Below are 14585 nucleotides of genomic sequence, written 5' to 3'. Positions count from 1 at the left end.
CGTATTATTCAAAATACTGATTTTCTTGGTGCTCTATGGCCTTTTCAATACGTAAAAGAGCTTGGCGGCAACGGTACAAACGGCCTGCTAATGTTGCGAGCTCTTTTTGGCATTGGTGCTGTAAGCGGTGGTCTGTTAGCCCTGATAATTGAAGTTCTTTTTCACTGACCATCGCTTGTAAGCGGCGCTCATAATCTTGATGTTGTGATAAACGTTCATATAAATCAACCTGTTCCTTTTTCTTGGTAAAGGATGATTCTTTTTCACGCAACGATTGCGTTGAAATTTCGCGGGAAATAGCCTGCATTTGATGCACAATTTTTTCGGTGAGAAAATTCACTTGTTCGGTATGGTTCAGTGTGACACTGTTGCACAACTGCTGATAAAGATTATTTAACTCTTTTTGGCAATCCCCTAAGCGCGTCGATTTATGGCTAAACAGTTGCATATCAAAACGTGAGTGGGAAAACTCGTTATCTTTAATGGGAGCGACACGGGTTTCTAACTCGTCAATTTGCTTTTTTAACGCATCCAACAGAGCTTGTATTTTCATTTTTTGTTCCCATTAAATGTGAAAAATCGCGTAAAATTGATATTCAGCAACAAAACTCACCGCAAATAGACGGCTGCTTATTGCATTTTTATGGTACTTTACATAGATTCTACACTTTCGTGTTTACTACATGGCTTTTATTATGACCGCTAAAGAGCAACAACTGCAATTGATTAAAGAAAGTATCGCATCCATTCAAGATTATCCAATCGAAGGTGTGATCTTCCGTGACATTACGACTTTGTTAAATAACCCTGCTGCATACCAAGCAACGATTGATATGTTAGTTGAGCATTATCAAAATAAAGGCGTCACTAAGATTGTAGGAACTGAAGCGCGAGGTTTTCTATTCGGCGCACCAGTCGCATTACGTTTAGGCGTGGGTTTCGTTCCTGTTCGTAAAAAAGGAAAATTACCGCGCGAAGTATTAAGTATGACTTATGATCTTGAATACGGCACTGATACCCTTGAGATCCACAAAGACAGCATTCGTCCAGAAGATAATGTGCTGGTGGTTGACGATCTGCTGGCAACAGGCGGAACAGTTGAAGCGACCGTGAAAATGATCAAGCAACTTGGCGCAAATGTAGTTGAGGCTGCATTTATCATTAGCCTACCTGACTTAGGTGGCGTTGAACGCTTACAAAAAGAAGGCGTTTCTTCATACAGCTTGGTTGAATTCCCTGGCCATTAATCTTTATTTTTCCTCTATTTTTATCACAGTCTCGCCGCAGAGGTTGAGGCTGTGGTAGCATGTACTATGATTACCTTTATTCACACACCATTATTAAATTACTGTGGGATCCATGAGCTATCAGGTACTTGCCCGTAAGTGGCGACCTCAAAAATTTTCAGACGTTGTTGGCCAACAACATGTCTTGACTGCACTTGCTAATGGGCTGGAGCACCAGCGGCTTCATCACGCCTATCTTTTCTCGGGGACTCGCGGTGTTGGGAAAACCACAATCGCACGCCTTTTTGCTAAAGGGCTCAATTGCGAAACAGGGATCACAGCAACGCCTTGTGGCCAATGTGCAAACTGTCTTGAAATTGAGCAAGGTCGTTTTGTTGACCTCATTGAAATTGATGCCGCTTCGCGAACGAAGGTCGAAGATACGCGTGAATTGCTAGACAACGTGCAATATGCACCTGCGAGAGGGCGCTTTAAAGTGTACCTCATCGATGAAGTTCACATGCTTTCACGGCACAGCTTCAATGCGCTATTAAAAACCCTCGAAGAACCGCCTGAGCACGTCAAGTTTTTATTGGCAACGACGGATCCACAAAAATTGCCAGTGACGATTTTATCGCGTTGCTTACAGTTCCATCTTAAAGCGTTGGATGTCACGCAAATCAGTGAACAGCTCGAGGTTATTCTCAATGCAGAAAATATTGAGCACGACCAACGTGCACGTCAATTAATTGCTCGTGCTGCGGATGGCAGCTTGCGTGATGCATTAAGTTTAACTGACCAAGCCATTGCTATGGGGCAAGGTAAAGTCACCGCAGACATAGTCAGCCAAATGTTAGGAACGTTGGATGATGAGCAACCTTTAGCCATTATCGAAGCCCTCGTTAGAGCAGATAGCATTGCGGTTATGACCCAAGTGGAGCACGCGGCAAGTCGCGGTGCTGATTGGGAAAACTTATTAGTGGAAATTCTATCGCAACTGCACCGCATCGCGATGATCCAATTACTGCCTGCGGAACAAGAAACCGACCCATCTTCAACAGAGGGGCGTTTACGGCAAGTGGCTAGGGTGGTTTCCCCTGCGGATTTGCAACTTTTTTACCAAACTCTGTTGGTGGGCAGAAAAGAGCTGCCTTATGCACCAGAGCGGCGTATGGGGGTTGAAATGACGCTATTGCGGGCGTTAGCTTTTCACCCAAAGAGCGTGATTGAAGAGATTGAACCGCCCCCAAGAATAGTGCAGCAAGCGGCAGTTGTGAACCAGCCTGTTACTCAGCAACGTGTTGCACCTTCGATGCCTCGTTCAGAAAATTTGCCTGAAAATAGCCCGACAGCGCAATTGCTCAAAGCAAGGCAGGCGCTGCAAGTGCCACAAAGTGAGGATCCTAGCCCAAAAAAGGCTAAACCGGTGATGTCTGAAAGGGCAAAGCCGGCGGTATCAGCACTGGAAAGGCTGGCCGCCGTGACCAGCAAACATCAACAAAATGTGGAAAACAAAGCATCGGGGTCTGCAAAACCAGAGAAACCGAAGCAGTATCAGTGGAAGCCACAAAACGAAGCCGTTATGAACTCGAAAGAGGCGGTCACCACGCCAACGGAGATTAAAGAGGCGCTCGAATATGAGAAAACCCCTGAATTAGCAGTAAAAATTATCGAAGAAGGGCGTGAACGAGATAGCTGGTCAGGTCAAATTGCAAAATTAAATATTCCCAAGCTAGTTGAACAATTAGCTTTGAATTCATATATAGAAGAATTAAGTGAGTCGCAAATTGCTTTGCATTTGCGTCCCGCTCAGAAACACCTTGATAAACCCTCTGCCCATAGAGCATTGGAAGAGGCTCTGAGTGAACTGTATGGTCGTACTGTTGAACTGAAAATCGTTCACGATGATAATAGTGAGGTGAAAACCCCGCTGGAATGGCGACAGGCGATTTATGAAGAGAAACTGGCACAAGCTCGCCAGTCTATTATTGCGGATAAGACGATTCAAAAACTGCGCTCAATGTTTGATGCGCAGTTGGACGAAGAGAGTATTCGCCCCGTTTAACGCTACAGTCTTATATTTAGCTGTAGCCTCAGTTGTGAGAGAAAACTATGTTCGGTAAAGGTGGATTGGGTAACCTGATGAAACAGGCCCAGCAAATGCAAGACAAAATGCAAAAGGTTCAGGAAGAAATCGCTCAACTAGAAGCTACAGGCGAATCTGGCGCGGGTCTGGTTAAAGTCACTATCAATGGCTCACACAACTGTCGTCGCGTAGAAATTGACCCTAGTCTGCTCGAAGACGACAAAGAAATGCTGGAAGATTTAATTGCTGCGGCATTTAATGATGCAGCACGTCGTATCGAAGAGACGCAAAAAGAAAAAATGGCGAGTGTTTCTAGTGGTATGCAATTACCACCAGGCTTTAAGATGCCATTCTAATGCAAACTAGTCCGCTTCTTGAATCATTAATGGAAGCTCTGCGCTGTCTCCCTGGTGTTGGGCCAAAGTCAGCGCAGCGAATGGCTTTCCAACTACTACAACGTGACCGTAGTGGTGGGATGCGTTTAGCGCAGTCGTTAACACGTGCGATGTCTGAAATTGGCCATTGCCGTGATTGCAGAACATTTACTGAACAAGATGTATGCAATATTTGTGATAATCCCCGCCGCCAACAAAATGGCTTGATCTGTGTGGTGGAAAGCCCTGCGGATATCTACGCTATTGAGCAAACGGGGCAATTTTCAGGGCGTTATTTCGTTCTGATGGGGCATCTATCACCGCTAGATGGTATTGGCCCGATGGATATCGGCTTGGATCGGCTTGAAGAGCGCTTAGCCGCCGAATCAATCGTCGAGGTGATTTTAGCCACCAATCCGACGGTGGAAGGCGAAGCAACGGCAAACTATATTGGGCAAATGTGCGCGCAATATGGGGTGACGGCGAGCCGTATCGCCCACGGGGTTCCAGTGGGGGGGGAGTTGGAGCTTGTAGATAGTACGACGTTATCCCATTCGCTCTCCGGCCGCCTTAAACTTTGATATCCTCGTCATATTTCAATCTGTAGGGGTGTTGGCTGCACTCGGCGACTCGGGTCACATACTCATGTATGCTCCCCGAGATCTTCTCATTTGCCGCCTACCTACAGTTTGAACTATTTAGAGGATATAACTGGAGAGGGTAAGCTGTAGGAGCCTGCTTTCGGCGACAGGGGTCACATGCTCATATATGCTCTCCGAGATCTCCTCATTTGCCGCCTACCTACAGTTTGAACTATTTAGAGGATATAACTGGAGAGGGTAAGCTGTAGGAGTCTGCTTTCGGCGACTGGGGCCACATACTCATATATGCTCTCCGAAATCTCCTCATTTGCCGCCTACCTACAGTTTGAACTATTTAAAGGATATAACTGGAGAGGGGACGATTCAGGGCACAACTCGTGTATGCTCCTAGGGATTAACGCATTCGACGCCTAGCTACAGCACAAATTATTTAGAGGATATACTGGGAGGTGGTAAAAAGATCTCCTTCTTGGTTTCCTTCAAAATAATTTATGTTGTTATTATTTCCTTTTTAATCATTGGTTTTAGGTTTTTATTTGATAAAAATTTTTGTCTTTTTCGCTTGAATTTCTGTTTTTCGCCCCCAACTAATCTGCATCGGTAAGTCAAACCTATCCAATTAGATTGATGAAATAGAGGCGATTAATGAGTATGAAAGGACAGGAAACGCGTGGTTTCCAATCAGAAGTTAAACAACTCCTCCAATTAATGATCCACTCTCTTTATTCCAATAAAGAAATTTTCCTGCGTGAGCTTATCTCTAACGCATCTGATGCGGCAGATAAACTGCGTTTTCGTGCGCTATCTAAGCCAGAGCTGTACGAAAATGAGGGTGAATTACGTGTACGCATCAGCGCCGATAAAGATAAAGGCACGCTAACTATCAGCGACAACGGTATCGGGATGAGCCGTGACGAGGTGATTGACAACCTTGGAACAATCGCAAAATCGGGTACAAAAGCATTCCTAGAAACTCTCGGTAGCGATCAAGCCAAAGACAGCCAAATGATTGGTCAGTTTGGTGTGGGCTTCTACTCCGCGTTTATTGTGGCGGATAAAGTCACTGTACGCAGCCGTGCTGCGGGTGCGCCAGCTGATGAAGGCGTTTTCTGGGAATCCGCGGGTGAGGGTGAATACACCATCGCGGATATTGAAAAAGCGGAGCGTGGGACTGAAATAACCTTACATCTACGCGATGACGAAAAAGAATTCCTCGATAACTGGCGCTTACGGTCAGTGATCAGTAAATATTCAGACCATATTGCCTTGCCTGTTGAAATCGAAGATAAAAACGAAGAAGACGGCACGGTCACTTGGGAAAAAATCAACCAAGCGAAAGCCCTATGGACACGTAGCAAATCTGAAATATCAGACGAAGAATATGTTGAATTCTATAAACATATTTCCCACGATTATGCGGATCCACTAACGTGGACTCACAACCGTGTTGAAGGTAAGCAAGAGTACACCAGTTTGCTGTATGTGCCTTCTCAAGCGCCGTTTGATTTGTGGAATCGTGACCAACAACATGGCTTAAAACTGTACGTTCAGCGTGTATTCATTATGGATGATGCAGAGCAGTTTATGCCTAATTATCTGCGTTTTGTCCGCGGTGTCTTGGATTCCAATGATTTGCCACTGAACGTATCGCGTGAAATCTTACAAGATAGCGCGCTGACTCGCAGTTTACGCAGTGCATTAACGAAACGCGTTCTGCAAATGCTCGAAAAACTGGCAAAATCAGATACAGAAAAATATCAAACCTTCTGGCAGCAATTTGGTCTCGTGATGAAAGAAGGCCCTGCTGAAGATATGGCGAACAGCGAAATAATCGCGAAACTTCTGCGTTTTGCCACAACACATACCGATAGCAGCGAACAAAACGTGTCGTTGGAAGAGTATGTTAGCCGTATGGTGGAAGGTCAGGACAAAATTTATTACATCACCGCAGACAGCTACGCAGCAGCGAAAGGTAGCCCACACCTGGAATTGTTCCGCAAAAAAGGTATCGAAGTCCTGCTGTTATCCGACCGCATTGACGAATGGATGATGAACTACTTGTCTGAGTTTGACGGTAAACAGTTCCAATCAGTCAGTAAAGCAGATGAATCATTGGATAAACTTGCCGATGAAAACAAAGCAGAACAAGAAGAAGCAGACAAACAGCTTGAACCATTTGTTGAGCGCGTGAAAACCTTCTTAGGTGAGCGTGTTAAAGAGGTGAAATTAACGCACCGCTTAACCGACACTCCAGCGATTGTTACCACCAACGCGGATGAAATGAGTACGCAAATGGCGAAATTATTTGCGGCGGCGGGGCAAGCAGCACCAGAGGTGAAATATAACTTTGAGCTAAACCCTGCACACCCACTGGTGAAAAAAGCGTCTGAAGTCTCAGATGAGTCTGTTTTTGCTGACTGGGTAGATGTCCTGCTGGATCAAGCCTTATTGGCAGAACGCGGGACGTTAGAAGATCCAAATCTATTTATACGAAAAATCAATGAATTACTTCTAAAGTAATGTGAAATTGTATTTTCGTTTCTGAACATAAACCGCGCTTTTGCTTGTGCTTTAGCGTGGTTTTTTTCTTTTGCGAAAAAAGATAAATGCGAAAACGTTTACGTGTGTTCTTGAGTAAAGCGCCATGCTAATGGTATGGTAGCGTGTTTTCTTTTCAAATTATAAAAAACTAAATAGCAAGGGGTTTACGCAATGCGTATCATTCTGCTGGGCGCTCCGGGCGCTGGTAAGGGCACTCAAGCTCAATTTATTATGGAGAAGTTTGGGATCCCACAAATTTCAACAGGTGACATGTTACGTGCAGCTGTTAAATCAGGGAGCGAGTTAGGTTTACAAGCTAAAGAGCTGATGGATAACGGCAAATTAGTGACGGATGAACTTGTTATCGCACTGGTTAATGAGCGCATCAAACAAGATGACTGCCGTAACGGCTTCTTGTTGGATGGGTTCCCTCGCACAATTCCACAAGCGGATGCGATGAAAGAAGCGGGCATTACTGTTGATAACGTACTTGAGTTTGACGTACCAGACGAAATCATTGTTGAGCGTATTATCGGTCGCCGTGTTCACGCACCATCAGGTCGTGTTTACCACGTCAACTTCAATCCACCAAAAGTGGAAGGCAAAGATGACGTGACAGGTGAAGAGCTGACTATCCGTAAAGATGACCAAGAAGACACGGTTCGTAAGCGTCTGGTTGAATACCATGCACTCACTGCGCCATTGATTGCTTATTATCAAAACGAAGCGAAAGCGGGTAACACTAAATACTTTAAATTAGACGGTACTCGTAAAGTCGCAGAAGTTAGCGCAGAGTTAGCGAAAATTTTAGGTTAATATTTGTACGTATCATGCGCTAAATTACAGTATTGATAACTGTAATTCGAATTATTTAGAGTATGAATGTATTATATGAAGGCAGCGAATATCGCTGCCTTTCTTTTTTATACCACTTGGTGACAAAAATCGTTATTTAATTGTGATAAAGTTGGGAATGATTATCAATTAGGAGCTGTTTCATGTCAGAAAAAAAAACCGGCATTCTGTTAGCGAACTTAGGAACCCCTGATGCCCCAACAACTTCAGCTGTTAGACGTTATTTAGCCGAGTTTCTTAGTGATAAGCGCGTTATTGATGTACCTCGTTTGATTTGGAAACCCATTTTACATGGAGCCATTCTACCGCTGCGCTCATCTAAAGTGGCTAAGCTCTATCAGTCAATTTGGCTTGATGATGGCTCACCTTTATTGGTGTATTCATTGCGTCAAAAACAAAAGCTGGCAGAGTTGATGCCAAACACCCCCGTAGAAATAGGGATGAGCTATGGTTCGCCTTCCATTAAAAGTGCTGTTGATAGTTTAATGGAGCAAGGCGTTAATGATTTAGTTGTTTTACCGTTATATCCACAATACTCCTGCACAACAACTGCTGCTGTGTATGATGCTGTAACGAGAGCTTTTCAAGGTAGGCGTACCATTCCGTCAGTCCGTTTTATTCGCAGTTATGCAACTCACCCTGCTTATATTCAAGCATTAGTAGCATCAATTGAAGAGAGCTTTGCAGTACATGGTGAACCTGATAGGCTGGTATTGTCGTTCCACGGTATCCCACAGCGTTATTGTGATACAGGGGATATCTATCAGCAAGAATGCGAACAAACGGCTCAGGCGCTTCGAGAGGCGCTGAATTACCCAAGTGAAAAAGTGTTGCTCACTTATCAGTCACGTTTTGGTCGTGAACCTTGGTTGATGCCATACATGGATAAAACCATGCATGAATTACCATCACAAGGGGTAAACTCTGTTCAGGTCATTTGCCCTGGCTTCTCTGTTGATTGTTTGGAAACATTAGAAGAAATTAGCGAACAAAATAAAGAATTCTTTATCAGTAGTGGGGGTAGTAAATATAATTACATAGCGGCGTTAAATGATAATCTAAATAGTATTCGCATGATTAATTTAATTATTCAAGATGAATTAAATCAGTGATCGCTTAAATTGATACTAAAAAGTTCAGTAATCGATATATCAAAATTTCAAATATAGACTATAATAACTTATCTTAAATTAAAAACTATTAAAGAAATGTTATGTCTTTTGGAATTAATATGAGCAATGAGCAGCCGCCACGAAAAAGTATTGAGCAGAAGTCAAATTCTGCTCATCAATTTCATATTCAGCAGAGTGATGAAATTGATCTCATGGCATTATTGAGTGTTTTATTAAAAAATAAATTATTGATTACCATTTTTACGGCTTTATGTATTGCGTTGAGTGCTGGGATTGTCAAGCTTTTACCTCAAAAGTGGAGCAGCACGGCCATTGTCATTCCGCCAACCTCCGAAAGCATGAAAGAAGTTAATGCACTAAAAGCTCAACTGGATGTACTTGAAATACCTATAGATTTAACGTCTCAACGTATTTTTAATGCCTTTATAGACCAATATCGTTCTAAAGTTAATCAAAGCGACTATGTTAGAAGTACCCAGTACTATCATAAACTTGCACAAAATGTTGATCCTAAAGATGATGTGGTGGCACAGCAACGTTTAGTGAATCAAATCATTAATAACGATATTCAAATTCAAGACCAATCTAAAGAGAAAAACAGTACCTCTAACGATATTATCTTAAAATTTACGGCATCACAGCCAACAGAAGCCCAAGATTTATTGGATGGCTATATCCGCTATAGCGCATCTAAAGTGAGAAGTCAGATTAAAAACGAAATTGATAATACGATCTCACAGCAACTTATTTTTGCCACTGAATCACTTAAGCGTGAAGTGAGCAAAATTCAAACTGAGTATGACGTTAAAGTTGAAAGGTTAAAACGTGCAGTGGATATTGCTAAAGCAGCAGGGATTGAAAAGCCTATAGCCAGTGATTCTCAAGCGATTAATGATGACCCAGACTATCCTATTGCGTTGGGAGCTGAGGCGTTAGAAAAGAAATTACTGATTGAGACACAAAACCGTGATTTAGCCTTGATGAGTGAAAATTTGCAAAATCGCCAGATTTATATCAATGAAATCACTGAATTGAAGAGTAAGGAATTGGCTTTTACGCCAGTCACTTTTATATTACAACCTGATTTGCCATTGAATAAAGAATCACCTAAATCAGCATTGATTGTGGCGTTAAGCGCCATTTTAGGCTTAATTTTAAGTTGTGCATTTGTATTAAGCCGTGAGCTTTATCGCGATTATAAAATGCAAAATCAGTAAGCTAACCTTACAAAAGACAAACAATGAGGCCAGTACTTTCTTTGAAGGTGCTGGCTTTATTTTATCGTGCTAGAATAGCGTGATGTTCCATTGTTAATCTTCTTACTTATGAAATTCCCCGGTCAACGCAAGTCAAAACATTATTTCCCTGTTAGTCTCAGAGATCCACTTTTACAGCCATTAAAAGAGACGTTGGCTGATGATGAGAATTGTAAATCCTATATTGTGGGGATAGATCAAACTCTAGTCGATATTGAAGCGAAAGTAGATGATGATTTTATTCAACGTTATCAGCTCAGTAAAGGGCATTCATTGGTTATTGAAGATGATGCTGCTGAGGCGTTGTATAAAGAGTTGACTGACAATGCGTTGATTACGCATGAATTTGCGGGTGGCACCATCGGTAACACGCTGCATAACTACTCAGTGTTAGCAGATGATAGGTCGGTATTATTAGGGACGATGTGTAATAATATCCAAATAGGAAGTTATGCTTATCGCTACCTGTGCCATACCTCAAGCCGTATGGATCTGAACTATCTGCAAGGTGTTGATGGTCCAATTGGTCGTTGTTTCACACTGATTACCGAAAATGGTGAACGGACATTTGCCATTAGCCCTGGGCATATGAATCGCCTGCATCCAATGAGTATTCCTGAAGAGATTATCGCTGGGGCGTCTGCGTTAGTTTTAACGGCGTATTTGGTGCGTTGCAAACCCGGTGAAACCATGCCTGATGCCACAATGCAAGCCATAGCCTATGCGAAAAAACACAATGTTCCTGTGGTGCTCACATTGGGAACTAAATTTGTGATTGCTCAAGATCCGCAATTTTGGCGTGACTTCCTTGCTGAGCATATTTCGGTCGTTGCGATGAATGAAGATGAAGCGCAAGAGTTGACAGGTCTAAGTGACCCGTTATTAGCCTCTAATATGGCTCTAGACTGGGTTGATTTGGTGCTCTGCACGGCGGGCCCATCAGGGCTATATATGGCAGGATATACAGAAGAGAGCTACAAACGGACGACTCAGCACCCATTGTTGCCTGGTGCGATTGCAGAATTCAATTTATATGAATTTAGCCGTGCAATGCGCCAGCAAGATTGCAAAGTACCACTGCGTATATTTTCGCATATTGAACCGTATATGGGTGGCCCTGAGAAAATTATGAACACGAATGGTGCTGGAGACGGGGCTTTATCTGCATTACTGCATGATATTACAGCGAATTCTTACCATCGTTCAAATGTGCCTAATTCCAGCAAACATGAGCGCCAATATTTAACCTATTCCTCATTGGCTCAAGTTTGTAAGTATGCAAATCGGGTTAGTTATCAAGTGTTAACCCAGCATTCCCCTCGGCTAACTCGTGGGCTTCCTGAAAAAGAAGACAGTTTAGAAGAGTCTTATTGGGAACGTTAATGATTAGGTTATAATTCGTCCAGTTTGGATATGTTTAATATAAAAACACATTAATATCAGAAAGAGCATTAATGTGTTTTTATATACTCCATTATGGGTATTTAATTAATAAGTTAATAAAAGAATAAAGCTTAATTTATAAGTAAATTAATAATTAATATCGATAGTAAAAAAACATAGACAAATAGGCAGAAATTAACTATCAAAATTTGTCGTAAATAATATCACTGATGATGACGAATAATAAAAAACTGCATTCGATATTATTTAATTGCAATATTTCGAATGCAGTTATTAAATTGTTTAATATTAATTATATTTAACTTTGTTTGGCAACCGCTAACTCAGCATCACCTTTAACGGCATCCACTGCTTTTTGGTCTTCCTCTTCATAACGCAATGCCTGTGGAACCGAAATTTTAATTGCGATAAATACCGCTAAGAAGCCCCCAACCAGTTTTCCTAATAAAATAGGCAGAACGAGCGTTGGTTGGAAGTTGGCGGTAAAGGCTAAGTGATCGCCGATGGTGGCTTGTGCACAGACACCGAATGCGACACACAGAACTTTATCTCTTGCACGCATATCTTTGAATAAATGATAAGTTGCAATAATGTTTGCCATCACCATGATAAAACCTAACGACCCAGTATCACTCAGTTTCAAACGGTTGCTTAATGCACGGACTAACGGTTTGCAATAACGTTGGAATAGGTAACAAATTGGGAATGTCCCTGCCAACATGATGCCAATATAACCTGCTATTTCAATGGCACGGAACAGCTCATTTTGGTCTGCAAAGAGCGGGTCAAAGCCCCACGCACCGAAAACTTTGGTAAATACGCCAGTAAAGTGCTCGACAATCGAGAAAGCCAGAACCAGTTTGACAAAGGCATCCATAATCTTACCGAAGATTAAGAAGCCTGTAACCATCAGCATTGGGCGATATTTCAAGCCCGCGGCCAATAAGAAACAGAAAACAAACAGTGGCATCAAATATTGCAGCATGGTCATAAAATCAAGGGTGAGTTGATGTGCTGCGGGGGAATTGGTTGAAATAATATCGCGAACGGGAATATTATTGAATGTGATTAATAGCAGTGAAGCCAGTACACCAAATGGAATGGAGATTAACCCTGCCATTGCGCCGAGTGCGAGGTATTTGTGATCTTTGCGATTTAACATAGTTAAGCCAACAGGGATGAGATACACAATCGTCGCGCCTGAGGTATAGCCGATTAACATCGCAGTGATCCACATATCACGGTTCGTGGTTAACGCATCTGCAAGCTGGTAGCCCCCCATATCAACAGCAATGATCGACAATGCGGCGATAGAGACATCGGAGCCCACAGAAGAGAATATAGGCCCTAAAACATAAGAAATTAACTGAGAAAGCAGTGGTACGGCAGCCATGATCCCTGCTTGAGCAAGAAATACAGGGCCAATGGAGAAAATCCCGTTAACAAATTCTTTGCCCAGATCACTGGTCGGTTTAACGATAGAGGCGACAGCACCAATAATGGCACCGCACATGATTAAATAAATAATGTAATTTCCGAATTCAGCCATGGTAGGGTTTCCTTTTATTATTTTAGTGTCTTAATTGGCGGGAACGGGCAATGATGTCGCGGTACTGTTCCATTACACCTTGCATGTTGGTGCCATCGGGGTGTGTTATGGTTGCATTGCGCCTAACTGCCATATCGTGAGTCAGCCCTAACCCTTTGCGTGCCAATAAGGCAGCGCCAAGTGCAGTCACTTCACGGTTTGCTGGTGCTTCAATATTTTTTTGTAATAAATTGGCTAAAAATTGCTTAAAGTACTGATTTGAAGAAAGCCCTCCATCGACAGAGATTGATTGTCCCAGTGGTGAAATTTTTTCCATTGCAAAAATGACTTCGGCAGAGCGAGCGGCAATCCCCTCCAACACCGATTGCATCATGTCTTTTTTGTCGGTATCTAATGAAAGGCCTGCCCACAATCCAGCAGCGCTACGATCCCAATATGGGCAGCCTAAGCCAGATAATGCGGGAACAAACGCTAAACCGCGTTTAATGGCAGGTTCTGCTCTGAAATCACTGAGTTCATCGAATTGATCAAATAGCCCAATTTTTCTTGCCCAGTTAATGGCGGATGCTGCGTTATACACACCGCCATCTAAGCCAAAAACGGGGGCTTCATTAGGGAATTTCCAACACAGAGTGGGTAACAAGCCACTTTCATGAGTTTGTGGGATCTCAAACCCTGTGAGTGCTTGCAAAAAGGCACCTGTACCAAAGGTTATTTTGGCATCGCCTTTTTCACGGCAACCGTGACCGAATGTGCCAGCAAATTGGTCAACAATCACCGCTGTAACAGGGGTTAAGTGGCCGTCAAGGTTGATAGCGCCAAAATCGCCAATATTGTCTTTAATTGGTGGAAGACAATGAATTGGCACGCCAAATATGTCACACAGTTCTTTATCCCACTTTAATGTGTGAATATTGAGCAAAGAGGTGCGAGAGGCTGAATTATAGTCAGTCACAAACACGCCACATAAGCGGTCTAGAAAAAAGGCATCCATGGTGCCAATACGTAATTTGTTTTTATCTGCTAAAGTTTTCGCACCCACCACATTTTCCATGATCCAACCCATTTTACTGGCGGAGAAATAAGGGTCGAGTGGTAAGCCTGATTTGGACTGAACCACGGGTTCTAATCCTGCTTCTTTGAGATGAGAAATCGTTTTTTCAGTCCGTAAATCCTGCCAAACGATCGCATTGTAAAGTGGGCGTTTGCTGTCAGCATCCCAAGCGACAATGCTCTCACCTTGATGGCATAAACCAATAGCATCGACGACTTCGCAGCTATTCAAGCACTTAATAATATTAGCGAGTATTTCCTCTGGGTCGTGTTCAACCCAACCACTATTCAATGTGATTTGTTTATGAGGAATACTCATCGGGGAGTAATAGTGCCCGCCTTCTTCGAAGACCACGACTCGGGTTCCCGTTGTTCCCTGATCGATTGCGGCATAACGTTGGTTGAGCATCACAGTATTCCCAGTGTTATAAATGTTGTAAATAGGTCTGTTTTTTTGCCTACTATCGTTTAATCGGAAGGAAAGTCCACAAAAAACTCACAATAAG

12 protein-coding genes are annotated in these 14585 nt (G+C 42.8%); 9 read left to right on the top strand and 3 right to left on the bottom strand.

What is annotated here, in order from left to right; genetic code table 11:
* Positions 1-4: 4 nt before the first annotated feature.
* On the bottom strand, positions 5-553 hold the full coding sequence (gene priC / locus M1F05_RS15705) for a primosomal replication protein PriC (RefSeq protein WP_206082933.1): 549 nt from the start codon (positions 551-553) through the stop codon (positions 5-7).
* A 142-nt stretch (positions 554-695) separates the two neighbouring features.
* Here priC and apt point away from each other — a divergent pair, with 142 nt between their 5' ends.
* From apt to M1F05_RS15660, 9 genes are all read left to right on the top strand, one after another.
* Positions 696-1247: an adenine phosphoribosyltransferase gene (gene apt / locus M1F05_RS15700; RefSeq protein ID WP_206082932.1), complete on the top strand. Its 552-nt coding sequence runs from the start codon at positions 696-698 to the stop codon at positions 1245-1247.
* 112 nt (positions 1248-1359) lie between these two features.
* The gene (dnaX, locus tag M1F05_RS15695; protein WP_206082931.1) at positions 1360-3291 is read left to right on the top strand and encodes a DNA polymerase III subunit gamma/tau; all 1932 of its coding nucleotides are present in this window, start codon (positions 1360-1362) and stop codon (positions 3289-3291) included.
* A gap of 47 nt (positions 3292-3338) precedes the next feature.
* On the top strand, positions 3339-3668 hold the full coding sequence (locus tag M1F05_RS15690; protein WP_004260403.1) for a YbaB/EbfC family nucleoid-associated protein: 330 nt from the start codon (positions 3339-3341) through the stop codon (positions 3666-3668).
* Positions 3668-4267 (top strand): recombination mediator RecR, encoded by a 600-nt coding sequence (gene recR, locus M1F05_RS15685; protein ID WP_206082930.1) that lies wholly within the window; start codon positions 3668-3670, stop codon positions 4265-4267. Before M1F05_RS15690 ends, recR begins: the two co-directional genes overlap by 1 nt.
* Before the next feature lie 666 nt (positions 4268-4933).
* Positions 4934-6808 (top strand): molecular chaperone HtpG, encoded by a 1875-nt coding sequence (gene htpG / locus M1F05_RS15680; protein ID WP_206082929.1) that lies wholly within the window; start codon positions 4934-4936, stop codon positions 6806-6808.
* Positions 6809-7000: 192 nt separating this feature from the next.
* On the top strand, positions 7001-7645 hold the full coding sequence (gene adk, locus M1F05_RS15675) for an adenylate kinase (RefSeq protein ID WP_206082928.1): 645 nt from the start codon (positions 7001-7003) through the stop codon (positions 7643-7645).
* Positions 7646-7827: 182 nt separating this feature from the next.
* Positions 7828-8796, top strand: coding sequence for a ferrochelatase (gene hemH / locus M1F05_RS15670; protein WP_206082927.1), 969 nt, complete (start codon positions 7828-7830; stop codon positions 8794-8796).
* A 119-nt stretch (positions 8797-8915) separates the two neighbouring features.
* Positions 8916-10034 carry an LPS O-antigen length regulator Wzz(fepE) gene (wzz(fepE), locus tag M1F05_RS15665; protein ID WP_241016789.1) on the top strand — a complete coding sequence of 373 codons (1119 nt, stop codon included), beginning with the start codon at positions 8916-8918 and terminating at the stop codon, positions 10032-10034.
* Positions 10035-10142: 108 nt separating this feature from the next.
* Positions 10143-11456, top strand: coding sequence for an inosine/guanosine kinase (locus tag M1F05_RS15660; protein WP_206082925.1), 1314 nt, complete (start codon positions 10143-10145; stop codon positions 11454-11456).
* A gap of 319 nt (positions 11457-11775) precedes the next feature.
* On the opposite strand, the gene eutH is transcribed toward M1F05_RS15660, so the two are convergent.
* Both eutH and M1F05_RS15650 read right to left on the bottom strand, forming a co-directional pair.
* Positions 11776-13026 (bottom strand): ethanolamine utilization protein EutH, encoded by a 1251-nt coding sequence (eutH, locus tag M1F05_RS15655; protein ID WP_206082924.1) that lies wholly within the window; start codon positions 13024-13026, stop codon positions 11776-11778.
* 22 nt (positions 13027-13048) lie between these two features.
* Complete coding sequence (locus M1F05_RS15650) at positions 13049-14488, bottom strand: FGGY family carbohydrate kinase (RefSeq protein WP_206082923.1); 1440 nt, start codon at positions 14486-14488, stop codon at positions 13049-13051.
* Positions 14489-14585 lie beyond the last annotated feature (97 nt).

The sequence above is a fragment of the Providencia sp. PROV252 genome, assembly GCF_033676005.1.
GTDB classification, from domain to species: domain Bacteria; phylum Pseudomonadota; class Gammaproteobacteria; order Enterobacterales; family Enterobacteriaceae; genus Providencia; species Providencia vermicola.
This window is presented reverse-complemented; position numbering and strand designations above follow the sequence as displayed.